This is a genomic window from Rubrobacter tropicus, assembly GCF_011492945.1.
Lineage (GTDB): Bacteria > Actinomycetota > Rubrobacteria > Rubrobacterales > Rubrobacteraceae > Rubrobacter_D > Rubrobacter_D tropicus.
In genome coordinates this window covers 2,166,326-2,182,604 of sequence record NZ_CP045119.1, presented here as the reverse complement: position 1 = coordinate 2,182,604, position 16,279 = coordinate 2,166,326, and the positions used below count along the sequence as shown (strand labels likewise).

Annotated in this window: 16 protein-coding genes; 12 read left to right on the top strand and 4 right to left on the bottom strand. The window is 68.5% G+C overall.

What is annotated here, in order from left to right; translation table 11 throughout:
• The first annotated feature begins 6 nt into the window (after positions 1-6).
• The 5 genes from proC to GBA63_RS10850 are packed head-to-tail and all read left to right on the top strand — an operon-like array spanning position 7 to position 3,458.
• Positions 7-795 carry a pyrroline-5-carboxylate reductase gene (gene proC, locus GBA63_RS10865; protein WP_166176005.1) on the top strand — a complete coding sequence of 263 codons (789 nt, stop codon included), beginning with the start codon at positions 7-9 and terminating at the stop codon, positions 793-795.
• Positions 796-1,134, top strand: a complete 339-nt coding sequence (locus tag GBA63_RS10860) for a YggT family protein (RefSeq protein WP_166176003.1) — start codon at positions 796-798, stop codon at positions 1,132-1,134.
• 6 nt (positions 1,135-1,140) lie between these two features.
• Positions 1,141-2,256: a DivIVA domain-containing protein gene (locus GBA63_RS23225; RefSeq protein WP_207957199.1), complete on the top strand. Its 1,116-nt coding sequence runs from the start codon at positions 1,141-1,143 to the stop codon at positions 2,254-2,256.
• Positions 2,249-2,554: a DUF167 domain-containing protein gene (locus tag GBA63_RS23220; RefSeq protein ID WP_207957198.1), complete on the top strand. Its 306-nt coding sequence runs from the start codon at positions 2,249-2,251 to the stop codon at positions 2,552-2,554. The genes GBA63_RS23225 and GBA63_RS23220 overlap by 8 nt, the downstream gene beginning before the upstream one ends.
• 25 nt (positions 2,555-2,579) lie before the next feature.
• A complete protein-coding gene (locus tag GBA63_RS10850) occupies positions 2,580-3,458 on the top strand; it encodes an RluA family pseudouridine synthase (RefSeq protein ID WP_207957197.1) in 879 nt (292 codons plus the stop codon).
• Between the two features lie 268 nt (positions 3,459-3,726).
• On the opposite strand, the gene GBA63_RS10845 is transcribed toward GBA63_RS10850, so the two are convergent.
• From GBA63_RS10845 to GBA63_RS10830, 4 genes are all read right to left on the bottom strand, one after another.
• A complete protein-coding gene (locus GBA63_RS10845; protein ID WP_166175999.1) occupies positions 3,727-4,608 on the bottom strand; it encodes an alpha/beta fold hydrolase in 882 nt (293 codons plus the stop codon).
• On the bottom strand, positions 4,605-5,861 hold the full coding sequence (locus tag GBA63_RS10840; protein ID WP_166175997.1) for an RNA polymerase sigma factor: 1,257 nt from the start codon (positions 5,859-5,861) through the stop codon (positions 4,605-4,607). The genes GBA63_RS10845 and GBA63_RS10840 overlap by 4 nt, the downstream gene beginning before the upstream one ends.
• A complete protein-coding gene (locus GBA63_RS10835) occupies positions 5,858-6,193 on the bottom strand; it encodes a YciI family protein (RefSeq protein WP_166175995.1) in 336 nt (111 codons plus the stop codon). The genes GBA63_RS10840 and GBA63_RS10835 overlap by 4 nt, the downstream gene beginning before the upstream one ends.
• Positions 6,194-6,370: 177 nt before the next feature.
• Entirely contained in the window at positions 6,371-7,354 is a 984-nt protein-coding gene (locus GBA63_RS10830; protein ID WP_207957196.1) for a zinc-binding alcohol dehydrogenase family protein, read from the bottom strand.
• 246 nt (positions 7,355-7,600) lie between these two features.
• On the opposite strand from GBA63_RS10830, the gene pyrR reads away from it, so the two are divergent.
• The 7 genes from pyrR to GBA63_RS10795 are packed head-to-tail and all read left to right on the top strand — an operon-like array spanning position 7,601 to position 16,266.
• On the top strand, positions 7,601-8,155 hold the full coding sequence (gene pyrR, locus GBA63_RS10825; protein WP_166175994.1) for a bifunctional pyr operon transcriptional regulator/uracil phosphoribosyltransferase PyrR: 555 nt from the start codon (positions 7,601-7,603) through the stop codon (positions 8,153-8,155).
• Positions 8,145-9,062 (top strand): aspartate carbamoyltransferase catalytic subunit, encoded by a 918-nt coding sequence (locus GBA63_RS10820; protein WP_166175992.1) that lies wholly within the window; start codon positions 8,145-8,147, stop codon positions 9,060-9,062. Before pyrR ends, GBA63_RS10820 begins: the two co-directional genes overlap by 11 nt.
• Positions 9,059-10,369 (top strand): dihydroorotase, encoded by a 1,311-nt coding sequence (locus GBA63_RS10815; protein WP_166175990.1) that lies wholly within the window; start codon positions 9,059-9,061, stop codon positions 10,367-10,369. Before GBA63_RS10820 ends, GBA63_RS10815 begins: the two co-directional genes overlap by 4 nt.
• Positions 10,353-11,480: a glutamine-hydrolyzing carbamoyl-phosphate synthase small subunit gene (carA, locus tag GBA63_RS10810; RefSeq protein WP_166175988.1), complete on the top strand. Its 1,128-nt coding sequence runs from the start codon at positions 10,353-10,355 to the stop codon at positions 11,478-11,480. The genes GBA63_RS10815 and carA overlap by 17 nt, the downstream gene beginning before the upstream one ends.
• Positions 11,481-14,645 (top strand): carbamoyl-phosphate synthase large subunit, encoded by a 3,165-nt coding sequence (gene carB / locus GBA63_RS10805; RefSeq protein WP_166175985.1) that lies wholly within the window; start codon positions 11,481-11,483, stop codon positions 14,643-14,645.
• Complete coding sequence (locus tag GBA63_RS10800; RefSeq protein ID WP_166175983.1) at positions 14,642-15,376, top strand: dihydroorotate dehydrogenase electron transfer subunit; 735 nt, start codon at positions 14,642-14,644, stop codon at positions 15,374-15,376. Before carB ends, GBA63_RS10800 begins: the two co-directional genes overlap by 4 nt.
• Positions 15,370-16,266 carry a dihydroorotate dehydrogenase gene (locus GBA63_RS10795; protein WP_166175981.1) on the top strand — a complete coding sequence of 299 codons (897 nt, stop codon included), beginning with the start codon at positions 15,370-15,372 and terminating at the stop codon, positions 16,264-16,266. The genes GBA63_RS10800 and GBA63_RS10795 overlap by 7 nt, the downstream gene beginning before the upstream one ends.
• The last annotated feature ends 13 nt before the right edge of the window (positions 16,267-16,279 follow it).

Genomic DNA, 16,279 nt, shown 5'->3' with positions numbered 1-16,279 from the left:
GGGGATTTGCAGAAGGTCGGCATCATCGGGGTTGGCAAGATCGGGGGCTCCCTCCTCCTCAGGCTGGCCGAGTCGGGCGAGTTCGAACTCTCCGCGAGCGACATCCATAAAGAGCAACTCGGCGCCTTCGAGAAGGCGGGCGTCAACACCGTCTCATCCAACCTGGAAGTAGCAGAGCGCAGCGACCTGGTCTTCGTCGCCGTCAAACCCTGGGACGTGGGCATGGTGATGGAGGAGATCTCACCCGCGATGATCCCGGAAGGCGGCAAGGCCGTGGCGAGCGTCGCGGCCGGCGTCACCATCTCCAACATCTCGGACAGGCTGCCGGCGGGTGCCGCGGTGTTGCGCGTGATGCCCAACGTGTGCGCCTCGGTCGGGCTGGGGTCCGCGGTGGTGACGGCGAACGACGCCGGGAGGGAGAGGCTCGGGGAGGTCATGGGGATCTTCCGCCACGTCGGGGACGTGATGGAGCTGCCCGAACGCCTCTTCGACGCTGCGACCGCCCTGCACGGCTCGGGGCCCGCCTACGTCGCCCTCTTCGCCGACGCCCTGATACAGGCGGGCGTGCGCCAGGGCATCCCGCGCGACGTCGCCCGCAGGCTCGTCGTGGAGACGATAGGGGGGACGGCGGTGCTGCTCAAGGACCGGAGCGCCCACCAGGTGCGCGACGAGGTCATGACGCCGGGGGGGACGACGGCCGCGGCGTTCGTGGCGATGGAGAAGGCGGGGTTCGTGGGCGCCGTTCACGACGGCATCGAGGCCGCCACAGAGCAGGCGCGGGGGCTCGGGGGGTAGATGGTGGCCCTGCTCCAGACGTTCGGCTACGACATCGTGCGTTTGCTCACCACGCTCGTCGACTACGCTTTCTACATCCTCTTCGGGTTCATCATCGCGTCGATCCTGTTCTCCTGGTTCCCCGGTTACCCGTCGAGCTCCTTCATGCAGGCCGTCTTCGACGCCGTGAGGGCCGTCGCGAACCCGATACTGATGCCGATACGCAGCCGGGTGCCCATGCTACAGCTCGGCGGGTTCGGGATAGACCTCTCGCCGATAATCGCCATCTTCGGGCTCTCGATAGCCCGGACTTTGCTCAAGATCATCATTGTTCAGTTCATAGGACCAGTTACGGGGTGATGTGAGATGCCGATACGACCGATAGACATTCGCCGCAAGGAGTTCAGGAACGGGTTCCGCGGCTACGACGCGAACCAGGTCGACGACTTCCTCGACACGGTCGCCGACGAGTTCGAGCGCACCTACAACGAGAACCAAAGGATGCGCGAGGAGACGAACAGCCTGCGCGAACGCCTGCAGCAGTTCGAGGACCTCGAAGGTTCCATACGGGCGGCGCTCGTCCACGCCGAGCAGGCGGCGAACGACCTGCGCCGCAGCGCTAACCGGGAGGCCGAGGACGTCCGCCAGAGCGCGAGGCGGGAGGCCGAGTTTACGGTCAAGGACGCCCAGAACCGCTCCCACCAGATGCTCGCCGACTCCTCCGCGCGGATAGAGAGGGTCCAGGACTCCTACGAGGCGCTGCAGGACGCGAAGAGGAGCTTCGCCAACGACTTCCGCCACCTCTTGAAGACCTACATGGAAATGATGGAGAACATGGAGGTCTCCTCGGCGCGGGAGATAGAGGCCTCCCTACGTGAGCGGCTCGATACCGAGTCCATAGCCGTGGTCCGCGAGGCCGCCGCCAGGGAAGAGCCCGCTGCGGATCTGGATGAGCCGGCCTTCGGGACTACCGGGGACGCGGCCGACCTCGAAGATCCCGGTTCGACCCAGCGCATCGAACCGGAGACGGCCGCCGCGGTCGAGCCCACGGCCGCCCCGGAAGAGCAGGAGACGCAGGCTACCGGCCCCCTGGCCGGGCCGCCTCCTTCGGAAGAAGCTTCGGCCGACGAGCAGGAGACGCAGGTGCTCAGGCCCGGCGATTCGGCCGCCGGCGACCAGGAGGCCGACCGGCCGGAAGGCAGCGAGTCGGAGGTCGTGTGGTCCACCGAGACCGCTGGGCCGGACGAGGCCGCGGCGGAAGGTCCAGTCGCGGACGAGCCTGCGACTGGACCTTCCGCGGCAGGTGCTACCGACGACGCGTCCGTCGGGGAGCCCCGGGCGTCCGAGGAGGTCGAGCGGGAGGAGCCGACGCTCGCCGAGGAGAGCAGCTCCCACGAGTTCTTCGACCGGGAGTCCTCCGGCAAGGAGGGCGGGGACAGCCGCATCTCGCGGGCCAGCCGTTTCCTGCGCAGGCGTGAGTAACGGCTATGTCGTCCAGAAAGACGGCGGCGTGCTCATCGTGCTCCGGGTGTCGCCCGGGGCGAAGAGCACGGAGTTGCGGGGCGCGTACGGTGCCGAGGCGTTGAAGCTCAAAGTCGCCGCCCCGCCCGTCGGCGGCAAGGCAAACGCCGAGGCCGAGCGTTTCCTGGCCGGCCTCGTCGGCGCGGCGCCCTCGGAGGCGCGCGTGGTCAGGGGCGCCTCGGCCAGGGACAAGACCGTCTTTGTGGGCGGCGTGAGCGCGGCGAGGGCGCGGGAAGCCATATCCTCGCGCCTCCCCTAGCCCGGTGTCCTCCGAGAACTTCCGGGTGGGGCCCGGGGAGACGGGTGAGAGGCTCGACCGCCTCGCGGCCGGGCGGATTGGGATCAGCCGGAGCGCCGCCAGGCGCCTGATCGAAGACGGCCTCCTGCTCGTCGCGGGCAGGCGGGAGAGCCCATCCTACAAGGCGCGGGAAGGGGACGAAGTCTCGGCCGAGCTTCCCGAGCCTGGCCTCTCGCCCGAGGATATACCCGTGCCCGTCGTCTACGAGGACGAACATCTGGTCGTCGTCGATAAACCGGCGGGGCTCGTCGTGCACCCCGGCGCGGGCAACCCGTCGGGCACCCTCGTGAACGCGCTCCTGACCAGAGGAATAGCTGGCGGGGACGATCCGGACAGGCCGGGAGTGGTGCACCGCCTGGATAGGGATACCTCGGGGCTGATGGTGGTCGCCAAGGGGGAGTCTGCCTACACAGATCTCGTCGGCATGATGTCCAGGCGCGAGGTGGAGAGGGTCTACCGCGCCGTCGTGGTCGGCACGGGATTGCCGGAGACGGGGACTATCGACTCACCTGTCGGGCGTGACCCCGACAACCCGACGTTCATGACGGCCGGTGTCGGCAGGCACGCGGTCACGCACTTCCAAAAGCTGGCGGAGACCGATGGGCACACCATGTTGCGGGTGAGGTTGGAGACGGGGAGGACGCACCAGATCCGGGTCCACCTCTCGGCCATCCGATACCCGGTCTACGCGGATCCTCTCTACGGAACGCCCGTCCCCGACCATCGCCTCTGGCTCCACGCCGAACGGCTCGCCTTTCGTCACCCCGTGACACACGATACGTTGGCGTTCGAGGCTCCGGTACCGCGGGATCTCGCCGCCGCAGCAGCGCAGCTGGGAATGCCGGCGTCGCCGGAGGCAGGCTAGTACGCGTAGCGGAACCATTCCGGGAATTCTGTACGCTAAGGGAAGCGTCAAGCGGTAGCAAGGCGTGGCGAAAGGCTGCGAGTCCTGCGTAAGGACCGGCCGATCTTTCGGAGAGCAATTTACGGGTGGGCATCGAGGCTCCATTCTGGCGCGCCTTCGACAGGCTCCCGGCGCGACCGACTGACCGCCGCCGAGGGTCACGACCTGCGGGCTGCCTCCTTGAGGACGGCCGCCTCTGGTCGGTTCCGGCGGGTCGGCCAAGCGGGGCTCAGCCCCCTTGGGCGTGCTCCCGGAGCCAGGCCATGGCCGCCGCTGCGTGGTTGAGGACCGAGATGTGTCCGTCAACTGGGTATAGCCGCAGTTCCGCCGAGGGACAGCGGCGCGCGAGGTACTCGCCGTGCGAGCCTGGCACGACCCGATCCCGGCCGCCGTGCAGGAGGAGGACCGGCGCGATCACCCGCGCGGGGTCGGCTCCCCACGGGGAGACGTAGGCGAGGTCGTCGTCTATGAGCCCGCCCGGTCCGGCCTCCACGGCCGGGCCTGCGACGTCGCCCAGCCAGGACCACTCGCCGGACAGCGCGGCCCGGTCCGCCGGGAGGAACCCGGGGTCCTGCTCGCCGGCCGAAGCCTCGTACCTCTCCTTTGCCGCGCGTCCCTCCGCGGCGGCGCGCAGCGACGCCACCCCGGAGGGCGTCATGCCCGCGAACCATTCAAGTTCCTCGGAACCAAACGGGGCCAGCCCGGCCACGCTGACCACGCCAAGGACGCGTTCTCCCAGCAGCGCGCCACATGCCAGGGCGTGCGAACCGCCGCCGGAATGGCCCATGACCGCGAACCGATCGATGCCCAAAGCATCTGCGATGCTGGAGACGTAAGGGGCCGCCGATGCCACGTTGCGGCCTGGGTTAGGGGTTGATCCACCGTATCCGGGCCGGTCATACGACACCCAGCGGATGCCGAGCTGGTCTGCGACCGGGAAAAGGGGCTCGGGAGGCGCGCCGATGTTCGGCGTGCCGTGATGCCAGAAGACGGCGAGTCGACCGTCCCCATCGTTCGCGCCCGTGTCGTACACGTGCAGCGTGCGGCCGTCGCCAAGCTCCAAATCGGTCTCGGCAACCGCCCTGCGGGTCCCGCGTGCGTCGTCGGTCATACGTCGCTCCCTTCGCGGTCGGTCTCGGCCAGCCGCCGGGCGAGGTACCGGCGCTCGGCGTCGGTGGCCGCCAGCCCGAGCGCCTCCCGGTAGGCGTCGGCCGCTTCGTTCGGACGTCCCATGCGGCGGAGCAGGTCGGCGCGCGTGGCGGGCAGCAGGCGGTAGCCGGCCAGCTCCCCCGACGCTTCCAGCTCCTCCACAAGCTTGAGCCCCGCGGCCGGCCCCTCCGCCATCGCCACGGCCACCGCGCGGTTCAGCTCCACCACCGGGGAAGGCGTGAGCCGGGTCAACAGGCCGTAGAGGGCGGCGATCTCGGCCCAATCGGTGTCTGACGCCTCGGCGGTGGCGTGGCACGCCGCGATGGCAGCCTGCAACTGGTAGGGGCCGGTCCTCCCGAGCCGCAGTGCCGCGTCGAGCAGGCGAACCCCCTCCGCGATGGCTTCCCGGTCCCAGCGGGAGCGGTCCTGGTCCTCCAGCGTGACCAGGTCACCCGCCTCGTCGACCCGGGAGTCGCGGCGGGCGTCTTGCAGGAGCATTAGCGCCAGCAGCCCCAACGCCTCGGGCTCGTCGGGCATGAGCCCGGCGAGGGTGCGGGCCAGGCGGATGGCCTCGGCGCTCAAGCCCTCCCGCACCAGGTCGGCGCCGGCGGTGGCGGCGTAGCCCTCGTTGAACAGCAGGTAGAGGACGACCAGCACGGCCCCCGTGCGTTCGGGCAGCAGGTGGTCCGGCGGCACGCGGTAGGGGATCGCGGCGTTGCGGATCTTGGCCTTCGCGCGAACCAGTCGCTTCGCCATCGTCGGCTCCGAGACGAGAAACGCGCGGGCGATCTCTGCGGTGGTCAGGCCGGCGAGGGTCCTGAGGGTGAGGGCTACCCGCGCCTCGGGCGGCAAAGCCGGGTGGCAGCAGGTGAAGATCAGCCGCAGACGGTCGTCGGGGACGCCGCTCCCTTCGGTCGCGTCGCTGCCGGGTTGATCCGGGCCGGACAACATCGCCACCTCCTCGAGCTTGGCGGCCCCCGTCGCCTTGCGCCGTAGCCGGTCCCGGGCCCGGTTGCGCGCCGTGGTGGTCAGCCAGGCGCCGGGGCGGCGCGGGACGCCGTCCCGCGGCCAGGTCTCCAAAGCCCGCGCGAAGGCTTCCTGGGCGCACTCCTCGGCGAGGTCCCAGTCACCGGTTGTCCGGATCAGGGTCGCCACGATGCGGCCCCATTCCTCGCGGAAGGCTTTCGAGACCGCCGCCCCTACCTCGGGCCTCACGCCTCCCAGAACGGCCTCACCTCGATCCTCCCGTGCCTCGCCATCGGATGCTTGGAGGCGACCTCGATCGCCTCGTCGAGGTCGGCGCACTCGATCAGGTCGTACCCGGCGATCTGCTCCTTCGTCTCGGCGAACGGGCCGTCTGAGAGCAGCACCTCGTCCCCGCGCACCCGCACGGTGGTGGCGTCGCTGGCGGGGCGCAGGCGGTCGCCCGCCTTGCGTACGCCCCGACCGTCCATCTCCTCGACCCAGGCCTCGGTCCTGGCCCCCAGGCCTTCCCCGGGGACCGCCTCGGCGGACGGGTCGTCGCAGATCAAGAGCATGTAGCGCATATCTCCTCCTCTATCGGGTCCAACACTAGTACGACGAAGGGGGATGCCCCAAATGGACAGACCCTCGGTCCTCGACGCCAAAGCGTCGGTGATCCGAAACGCTCGGTCGCTCGGTCCCGCCGGACACTCCGAGGCTCTTCGGAGATACCATCCTCCCGGTTTTGACCGCCCGGTTGCTCAGGTGGTGACGACCAATTTCCCCTTCGTGCGGCCGGCTTCCATGGCGGCGTGCGCTTGGACGATCTGATCAAACCCGTAGACGTGATCGATCGGAACGGTGGCATCGCCGGCGGCGACGGCTTCGAGGAAATCCTGCAGCACGCCTGCGGGCAGGTCACCAGCGTCGCCCGCGTAGGAGGTGAGTCGGACTCCGTGAGGGATGTAGCCGATCGGGTAGAAATCCTTGACCGTCCATTCGTTGGAGAGCATGCCAGCGAAGCACACGACCCCATGCACGCGCGTCGCCTGAAGCGTGTCGGGCAGCGTTGGCGTGCCAACGAGTTCCAGTGCGGTGTCGACCCCGCCGGACAAGATCTCGCGGACCTGGCCGGCAACATCGCCGTCGTCGATGAGGACATGATCGACCCCCAGGGCGGTGAGCGCCGCGGCCTTGCCGGCACTGCGGGTAGTTGAGAGTACGGTCATGTCCCTTTGCTTGGCGAGGATGGCCGTACACATGCCGACAGAGGAGGTGCCGCCGCGGATGAGGATCGACTGTCCGCGCTGCGCGTTCATCCCGACGCTTAACGAGCCGTGGGATGTTTGGAGCATCTCCGGAACCGCGCCGAGGACGCCCCAATCGAGCTCGCTCTGGAACGCGATGACCTGGCTGACGGGGACGCACGTGTACTCGCCGTAGCCGCCGTCGAACGTGCGGCCCATGCCGCCCATCATGGCGACGACCTGCTGGCCGGCGGAGAACTCCCCACCCGGACATTCTGCTACGACCCCGGTCGCCTCGATCCCGAGTACCCGCGGGAAGGTGACACCGTCCGCCAGCCCGAGCCGGGTGTGGAGTTCCGAACGATTGAGCCCGAAAGCCTTCACCCGGATGAGGACCCACCCATTCTGTGGCGTGGGGATCGGAAGCTCGCGGATGGTGAGCGCTTCGACGGGCCCGGGCGCGTCGAGAACGATCGCCTGCATGGTGTTGTCGGTCATTGCTGCCATCCTTTCGCGTTGGGGGAGGGGTTTCGGTGGCCGTCACATGCCGCGACCCAAACCTACGTTCTATGCGTAGTATTCGCAAGCGCCAACCGCAAGGTGGTCGTCGCTTGCTATCGGCTTACCATAATCCGTCCGGTATGGTCCGGACGCTTGACGCCCATACGATGCTCTGTTAGCTTCCCCTGTTAGCGACACCAACCTTTAACGGCGTCCCGTGAGGCGCGAAGGGGGTAGTAAGGCTTGGACCGATCAAGCGTCCACGAGCACGCGCGTTCGCGGGTGCTCACCCAGGACGGAATAGACCGCTCGCTGCGGCGCGTCTCGCACGAGATCCTCGAACGCAACGCCACTTCCCTGGAATCCTTGGCCCTCGTCGGCGTGCTGACGCGCGGCGCCCCTCTGGCGCACCGGATCTCCTCGAACCTTCAACGCTTCGAGGGCCTCGACGCGCCCGTGGGTTCGCTGGACATCACGCTCCACCGCGATGACCTCTCGGGCGACGAGCCCGAGGTGAAAGGGAGCCGCATCCCGTTCGACGTGACGGGAAAGACGGTGGTGCTCGTGGACGACGTCCTCTACACGGGCCGGACGGCCCGGGCCGCGATGGACGCGCTTCTGGAGCTGGGAAGGCCCGCGGCCATACGGCTCGCGGTGCTGGTCGACCGGGGGCACCGCGAGTTGCCGATCCGGGCCGACCACGTCGGGAAGAACGTGCCGACGGCGCGGGGACAACGGGTGCTCGTGAACCTGGAGGAGACGGATGGGGAGGACGGGGTGATCGTCGTTGGGGATTAGGAGCTTTCTCTCGTTGGAAGACGCGGGCCGCGAGGACTTGAGGGAGATACTGGACCTTGCCAGGGCCCACGCGGAGGGCCGTGTCGGGGGCACGCTCGCCGGGAAGACCGTTTGCCTGGCCTTCTTCGAGGCCTCGACGCGGACGGCCGTCTCGTTCGAGCTCGCGGCCAGGAGGAGCGGGGCTGACGTGATCTCGCTCTCCGAGCAGGGTTCGGCGATCTGCAAGGGCGAGTCGCTGGTGGACACGGTCGTAACTCTCGACAGCCTGGGCGCCGACGCGCTGGTCCTGCGCCACCCGGCCGCGGGCGCCGCGGCCCTCGCCTCGCGCCACACCTCGGCCCCGGTCATCAACGCGGGCGACGGTTGCGGCCAGCACCCCACCCAGGCGCTCCTCGACCTCTACGCCCTGAGCGAGGCCGTCGGCGGCTTCGACGAGCTTGCCAATCGCAGGGTCGCGGTAGTCGGGGACGTGTTGCACAGCCGGGTGGCCCGGAGCGTGATACCGGCCTTCCAGAAGGCGGGCATGGAGATCTCGCTGGTGGCTCCCCGCACTCTGCTTCCATCCGACGCCGGCGCCTGGGGCCTGCCGGTCCTGCCCTCGGTCGACGACGCCCTCGACTGGGGGGCCGAGGTCCTCTACGCGCTGCGCCTGCAGAAGGAGCGGATGACGGGGGCGAGAATTCCGTCCGTCGGCGAGTACGCCCGATACTACGGCGTGTCGGGCCGGCATTTGCGGGGCGGGGCGCTGGTGATGCACCCCGGTCCCGTGAACCGGGGCGTGGAGATCTCGGGCGACGTGGTCCTGGACGCCGCCTCCCTCGTCCCGAACCAGGTCGCGGCGGGCGTCGCCGTGCGCTCCGCCGTCCTGGCCGTCGCGACCGGCGCGGTGGACCGGGTGGCCGCTTGATCCCCGACAAAGCCGGAAACGCCGAGCTCGTGATCCGCCACGCCCACGTCCTGGACCCGCGCGCCGGCCTCGACGGCGTAATGGATGTCCGCCTCACCGAAGGCAGGGTCTCAGAGGTCGGAGAGAACCTGCGCGGCACGCGAAAGCTCGACGCCGACGGGCTGCACCTCTTCCCCGGCTTCGTGGACGTGCACGCCCACTGGCGCACGCCGGGCCGGGAGGACGAGGAGACCATCGAGAGCGGCTCCGCCTCCGCCGCGGCCGGGGGTTTTACGGGCGTCGTAATGATGCCAAACACCGACCCGATCGTGGACAGCCCCGTGATCGTCAGCGGCCTCATGCGCCGCATCGAAAAAGAATCCCGCGTCAGGGCCCGCGTCTCCGCGGCCCTCCACGTCGGCCTGAGGGGCGAGCGCCTCACCGAGATGCGCCTGTTAAAGGAAGCCGGCGCCTTCTGCGTCTCCGACGACGGGCTCGGCACGGCCTCGGCCGGCGTGCTGCGCAACGGGATGACCTACGCGCGGTCGGCGGGGCTGCCCCTGATCCTTCACTGCGAGGACCACACGCTCGCGACGGGCGTGGTCCACGACGGCGTCGCCGCCTCGCTCGCCGGCATCCCGGGTTCGCCCGCGAGCGCCGAGGACGTAGCGACCGCGATGGCCCTGATCCTGGCCGCCGAGACCGGCGCCAAGACCCACGTTACCCACGTCTCGACGGCCCTGTCGGCGGCGCTCGTCGCCTTCTTCAAGGACCGGGCAGACGTCACGGCGGATACGACGCCGCACCACCTGACCTTGACGGACGATCTGGTCTCCACCCTCGAAGGGCTCTACCGGGTCAACCCGCCGCTCCGCCCGGACGCGGAGAGGGAAGGCGTGGGGGACGCGCTGCGAACGGGCGTGCTGGATTTCGTGGCGACCGACCACGCGCCCCACGCCTCCGAGGAGAAGGAGTTGCCGCTGGAGGAGGCCGCCCCCGGCTTTCTAGGCCACGAGACGGCTTTCGCGGCTATATACACGGAGCTCGTCATGACCGGCAAGCTCACCTTGCCCCGGCTTGTGGAGGCGATGAGTTGCGCGCCTGGGGGTTGGGTCGGTGAGGGGGGGAGCGTGACCGTTGGGGAACCGGCAGATCTCGCGCTGGTGGACCTGTCCGAGAAGTGGACCGTGGACGCGGGGACCATGATCAGCCGCTCGTCGAACTCCCCCTACCTCGGAAAGACCCTGACGGGCAGGGTGGTGGGTACTATAGTTGGCGGAGAGATGGTGTACGACAGGACGGGAGCGAAACTTGGAACACGCGGGTAGCCGGCGTCAGGGACGCAGCAGGGCGACGCTGGTGCTAGAGGACGGGTCCGTCTTCGAGGGCTGGAGCTTCGCCGGGGACGGCGAGGTGGCGGGCGAGGTCGTCTTTACGACCAGCATGGTCGGCTACCAGGAGACGATAACGGACCCCTCCTACAGGGGTCAGATCGTGCTCTTCACCTACCCCCTTATCGGCAACTACGGCATGATCCCCGGCGACGAGGAGTCCCGCGACGTCCAGGCCGCCGCCGTCCTCGTCCGCGAGTACACCCCCTACCACAGCAACTGGGCCAGCGAGAAATCCCTCGCCGCGACCCTCGACGAGGCGGGCGTCCTCGGCATCGAAGGCATGGACACCCGCGCCCTCACCCGGCGAATAAGGGACAGGGGCGCGATGCGGGGCTTCATCTCGACTGTAGAGAGAGACCCGAACGTGCTGCAAGAGAAGGCGAACGCCCACCCTTCGATGGTTGGCCGGGACCTGGCTTCCTCGGGGTCTGACCTTGCCGAACCGACCCTCATGCCGGCATTCGGCGAGGAGCGGTGCCGGATCGTCGCGCTGGATTACGGGGTGAAGGGCTCGATCTACAAAGAACTCCGCAGCCGGGGCGCCACCGTGCTCGCGATGCCGGGTTCGGCCGAGCCCGAGGCCATCCTCGACTCGAACCCCGACGGGCTCTTTCTCTCCAACGGTCCGGGCGACCCTGCGGCCCTGGACCGGGCCGTCAACGCGCTGCGGCCCGCGTTGGGGGAGGTGCCGGTCTTCGGTATCTGCCTGGGTCATCAACTCCTCGGGCTCGCGCTCGGTTGCCAGACCTACAAGATGCCGTTCGGGCATCATGGGGCCAACCACCCGGTGAGGAACCTGGAGAACAACCGGATCGAGATAACCAGCCAGAACCACGGCTTCGCCGTCCTCGAAAGCTCGCTTCCAGAAGGGGTAGAGCTTACCCACCGAAACCTCTACGACGGAACCGTAGAGGGTATCTCGGCGCCGGGTCTCCGCGCCTGGAGCGTCCAGTACCATCCTGAATCGAGCCCCGGGCCGCGCGACTCCGGCTACCTCTTCGACGGGTTTATCGAGACGGTCTCGCCGAAGGCGGTGGTCGGCTAGATGCCAAGGCGCGACGACATCGAGAAGGTCCTCATAATCGGGTCGGGTCCGATCGTGATCGGGCAGGCCGCCGAGTTTGACTACTCGGGCACCCAGGCCTGCCGCGCCTTGCGCGACGAGGGCTACCGCGTGGTCCTCGTCAACTCGAACCCCGCGACCATCATGACGGACCCAGAGGTCGCGGACGTCACCTACGTCGAGCCGCTCACGGTCGAGGCCGTCGCGGAGGTCCTGCGCAAGGAGCGCCCCGACGCGCTGCTCCCGACCCTCGGCGGGCAGACCGCCCTGAACCTCTCCATCGAGCTGCACGAGGCGGGGGTGCTCGAAGACCTCGGCGTCGAGCTTCTCGGCGCTTCCATCGACTCCATCCAGAAGGCCGAAGACCGCCAACTCTTCCACGACGCCATGACGAGGATCGGCATGAAGGTTCCACCGAGCCGCACCGTCAAGAGCTTCGCGGGGGCGGAGGAGCTGGCCGGCAGGATCGGCTACCCCCTCATCATCCGCCCGAGCTTCACCCTGGGCGGCAAGGGCGGCGCCACGGCAAACGACCACGCCGAACTCCGCCGCGCCGTCTCGGACGGCCTCGAAGCGAGCCCCGTAGGCTCCGTCCTCGTCGAAAAGAGCGTAGCCGGCTGGAAAGAGTTCGAGCTAGAAGTCATGCGCGACCTCGACGACAACGTGGTGGTCATCTGCTCCATTGAGAACGTGGACCCCATGGGCGTCCACACCGGAGACTCGATCACGGTAGCCCCGGCCCAGACCCTCTCAGACCGCCAGTACCAGACCCTCCGCTCCGCCTCTTTACGCATAATACGTGAAATTGGCGTGAGCACCGGGGGGTCGAACATACAGTTCGCGGTGGATCCCGAGAGCGACGACTTCTACGTGATCGAGATGAACCCGCGGGTGAGCCGGTCGAGCGCGCTCGCGAGCAAGGCCACGGGGTTCCCTATCGCGAAGATAGCCGCGAAGCTCGCTGTCGGGTATTCGCTGGATGAGATCCCGAACGACATAACGCGGGCGACGCCGGCCTCGTTCGAGCCCGCGCTCGACTACGTGGTTACCAAGATCCCGCGCTTCGCCTTCGAGAAATTTCCGGGGGCATCCCCGCGGCTGACGACGAGGATGCACTCGGTGGGCGAGGTCATGGCGATAGGCCGGACGTTCACGGAGAGCCTGGGAAAGGCGATGGCGTCGCTCGAGGTGGATCCGCAGGACATCAAGGCCGGGCTCGACGAGCCTGGGCCTTACAGGGTCTTCGCCATCTTCGACGCGTTACGGGCGGGGCTCGACATACGCGAGATCCACCACCGCACCAGCATCGACCCGTTCTTTATTGCGTCCATAGCCCGCATCGTGGCCGCCGAAGGCGCGATCTCGGTCCCCCTCGACGCCGAGGAGTTGCGGGAGCTTAAACGGATCGGCCTGACGGACGAGACCATCGCCTCCGCTTCGGGCACTTCGACGGAGGTCGTGCGCGGCGTGCGCCGCGCTTTGGGCGTCTCGCCCACCTACAAGTCCGTCGACACCTGCGCCGGGGAGTTCCCCGCCCAGACGCCTTACTACTACTCGACCTACGAGGACGAAGACGAGGTGGAACGCGGGGAGAACCCGTCGGTGGTCGTGCTCGGGAGCGGGCCGAACAGGATCGGGCAGGGTGTGGAGTTCGATTACGCCTGCGTCCACGCGAGCTACGCCCTGAAAGACGCGGGCTACGACTCGGTCATGGTCAACTCCAACCCCGAGACGGTCTCGACGGACTACGATGCCTCCACGCGCCTGTACTTCGAGCCGCTCACGGCGGAGCACGTCTTGGAGGTGATCCGGCGCGAAAACCCCCACGGCGTCATCCTCCAGTTCGGCGGCCAGAGCCCCCTGAAGCTCGCCCGCGAGCTCGAGAAGGAGGGAGTGCACATAGTCGGCACTTCCCCGGACGCCATAGACCTGGCCGAGGACCGTTCCCGCTTCGGGCGGCTGCTCGAAGACCTCGGCATTCCGCACCCGCGGTTCGGCACGGCCACGACCCCGGCCGAAGCCCGCGCCGTGGCGGGCGAACTCGGATACCCCGTGGTCGTGCGGCCATCTTACGTGCTCGGCGGGCGCAGGATGGAGATCGTTTACAGCGACGACGACCTGGATCTGTACTTGAGAACGGGCGCGGGGGCGAGCCCGACGCACCCCACCCTGGTGGACGAGTTCATGGAAGATTACGTGGAGGTCGACGTCGACGCCGTGTGCGACGGGGAGGATGTCTTTGTGGGCGGGATAATGGAGCACATCGAGGAGGCGGGGGTCCACTCCGGCGACTCTTCGTGCGTCACGCCCCCGATCACGCTCCACAGCGCCCTCGTCGAGAGGATAGAGGACTACACCCGCCGCCTCGCCCTCGCCGTCGGCGTCGTCGGCCTCATGAACGTCCAGTTCGTGGTCCGGGGCGAGGACATAATGGTGATCGAGTGCAACCCCCGCGCCTCCCGCACGGTGCCCTTTATCTCCAAGGCGACCGGCGTGCCACTGGCGAAGCTGGCCACGAGGGTCTCGCTCGGCGAGAAACTGAGAGATATTCAACCCCGTTCGTCCACAAACGGACACTTCTCCGTAAAGGCCCCGGTCTTCCCGTTCGACCGGTTCGCGGACGTCGACCCGTTGCTGGGGCCCGAGATGCGTTCTACGGGGGAGGCGATGGGGATAGACAGGACGTTTGGGGGGGCGTTCGCGAAGGCGTTGATCGCGGCCGGGCAAACGCTGCCGGTGTCGGGGCGGGTCTACATCTCCGTCTCCAACAGGGACAAGCGGTCCGTGGTGCTCATAGCGCGGGCCTTCGCCGATCTTGGGTTCGAGATCTCGGCGAGCGAGGGGACCGCGGAGGTTCTCAAGAGCAACGGGCTGCCGGTCGTGGTGGTGCCGAAGATAGGCGAGGCCGGGGGAGACGTGCTCTCGCTAATAGAGGAGGGTGGGGTCGACCTGATCGTCAACACCCCCTGGGGCCGCGGGGCCAGGACGGACGGGTACCTGATCCGCCGCGGCGCGCTCATGCACGGCGTCCCCTGCATCACCACCCTGGCCGGCTCCGCCGCCGCCATCCAGGGGATCGAGGCCCGCATTCGTGGCGGAACCCGCCGCGTGAACAGCCTCCAGGGCCTCTACGCGGCGCGCGCGTGAAGTTCTACACCGTGGAGATAGAAGCGCGCCGCCGGCTCGGCGCCTATACGCTCCTCAGCTACCGCTGGCCCGGGGATGGGATCGAAGCGGGTCGCTTCGTGATGGCCCGGGCTGCCGGCTACCCCGTAACCCTCGACCCTTTTCTGGCCCGTCCTTTCTCGTTCTACGATTTCGAGGGCGGGGTGGCGAGCCTGCTCTTCGAGGTCAGGGGCCGGGGAACGGCGCTGCTCGACCGGGCCAGGGAGACGATAGAGGTGACGGCCCCGCTCGGCAAGGGCTTCGAGATCGACGCGTCGACCGGCAGGGCCGCACTGCTCGGCGGGGGTATCGGCGTCGCCCCACTCAAGATACTCGGCAGAGAGCTCGCGTCCCGTGGGATCGACCACGACGTGTTTCTGGGGTTCCTTGACGCGAAGACGGCCGCCGTCGCCGACGATTTCCCTGGTGCTTCCGTGGCCACCATGGACGGGTCGGCCGGAACCCGTGGCACGGTTCTCGATGCCGCGCCGGATCTCCTGGGTTACCCCGCCGTCTACGCCTGCGGCCCAAACGCCATGCTGGCGGCGGTGAAGGGTGCCGCGGGGCAGGATGGATTGCGGCAGCTCTCGGTCGAGGAGCGGATGGGTTGCGGGAACGGGTCTTGCAACGGGTGCGTGGTGCCCGTCGACGGGGGATACGTCAGGTCTTGCGTCGAAGGTCCCGTCTTCCGGGCGGAGGTGCTGGCGTGGTAGTTCGGGAGCGGGCGACGGAAGTGGACCTCACGGTCGAGCTTTGCGGGATGACCCTGAACACGCCCCTCGTGCCCGCCTCGGGGACGCTTGCGAAGGAGGCGCTCGGGGAGGCTGAGGGTGTCTACGGCGCGATCCTGCCCAAGACCACGACCCCTCGTGCCAGGGCCGGCAACCCGCCGCCGCGCGTGGCCGAGACGCCGGCCGGGATGGTCAACTCGATAGGGCTTCAAAACCCGGGCGTCGAGCGGTTCATGGAGGACCTCGACGCCTTCGACCTCGGCGTCCCGATCTTCGTCTCGGTGGCGGGCGAGACCGTCCGCGACTTCGCGGACCTCTGCGAACGGGTAGCCGGGGACGATCGAGTCGCCGCCATCGAGCTGAACCTCTCCTGCCCGAACGTGGAGCACGGCGGGCTAACCTTCTGCGCCGGACCGGCCGCGGTCGAGGAGGTGGTCGGCGCCTGCCGCGCCGCGGCGCCAACGAAGCCGCTCTTCGCCAAGCTCACCCACGAGGGGGTGGTCGGGAACGCCCGCGCGGCCGAAGGTGCCGGCGCGGACGCGCTGACGGTCATGAACACCATACCCGCCCTCACCATAGACGCGAAGAAACGGTCGATTCTGGTGCGGGGCGGCCTCTCTGGGCCGGCCGTCAAGCCCGTCGCGCTCAAGGCCGTGTACGACGTGGCCAGGACCGTTGAAGTGCCCATCCTCGGGGGCGGGGGGGTTACGAGCGGCGTGGACGTGGCCGAGTTCATGCTCGCTGGGGCGACCGTGGTTCAGGTCGGGACCGCCAGCTTCGTCCGCGATCCGGCCGAGATCCTTGCCGAGTTCTCCGACTACCTGCGCGAAGCCGGAACGGCCGCCGCAAACCTGACCGGAGCCCTCGAATAAGAACGTCGGTGGA

Bases quoted from the DNA above. Each gene is read 5' to 3' on its own strand.
- GBA63_RS10860 (WP_166176003.1), top strand. From the start codon at position 796: ATGGTGGCCCTGCTCCAGACGTTCGGCTACGACATCGTGCGTTTGCTC.
- GBA63_RS23225 (WP_207957199.1), top strand. From the start codon at position 1,141: ATGCCGATACGACCGATAGACATTCGCCGCAAGGAGTTCAGGAACGGG.
- GBA63_RS10845 (WP_166175999.1), bottom strand. From the start codon at position 4,608: ATGACCGACGACGCACGCGGGACCCGCAGGGCGGTTGCCGAGACCGAT.
- GBA63_RS10835 (WP_166175995.1), bottom strand. From the start codon at position 6,193: ATGCGCTACATGCTCTTGATCTGCGACGACCCGTCCGCCGAGGCGGTC.
- GBA63_RS10830 (WP_207957196.1), bottom strand. From the start codon at position 7,354: ATGACCGACAACACCATGCAGGCGATCGTTCTCGACGCGCCCGGGCCC.
- carB (WP_166175985.1), top strand. From the start codon at position 11,481: ATGCCAAGGCGCGACGACATCGAGAAGGTCCTCATAATCGGGTCGGGT.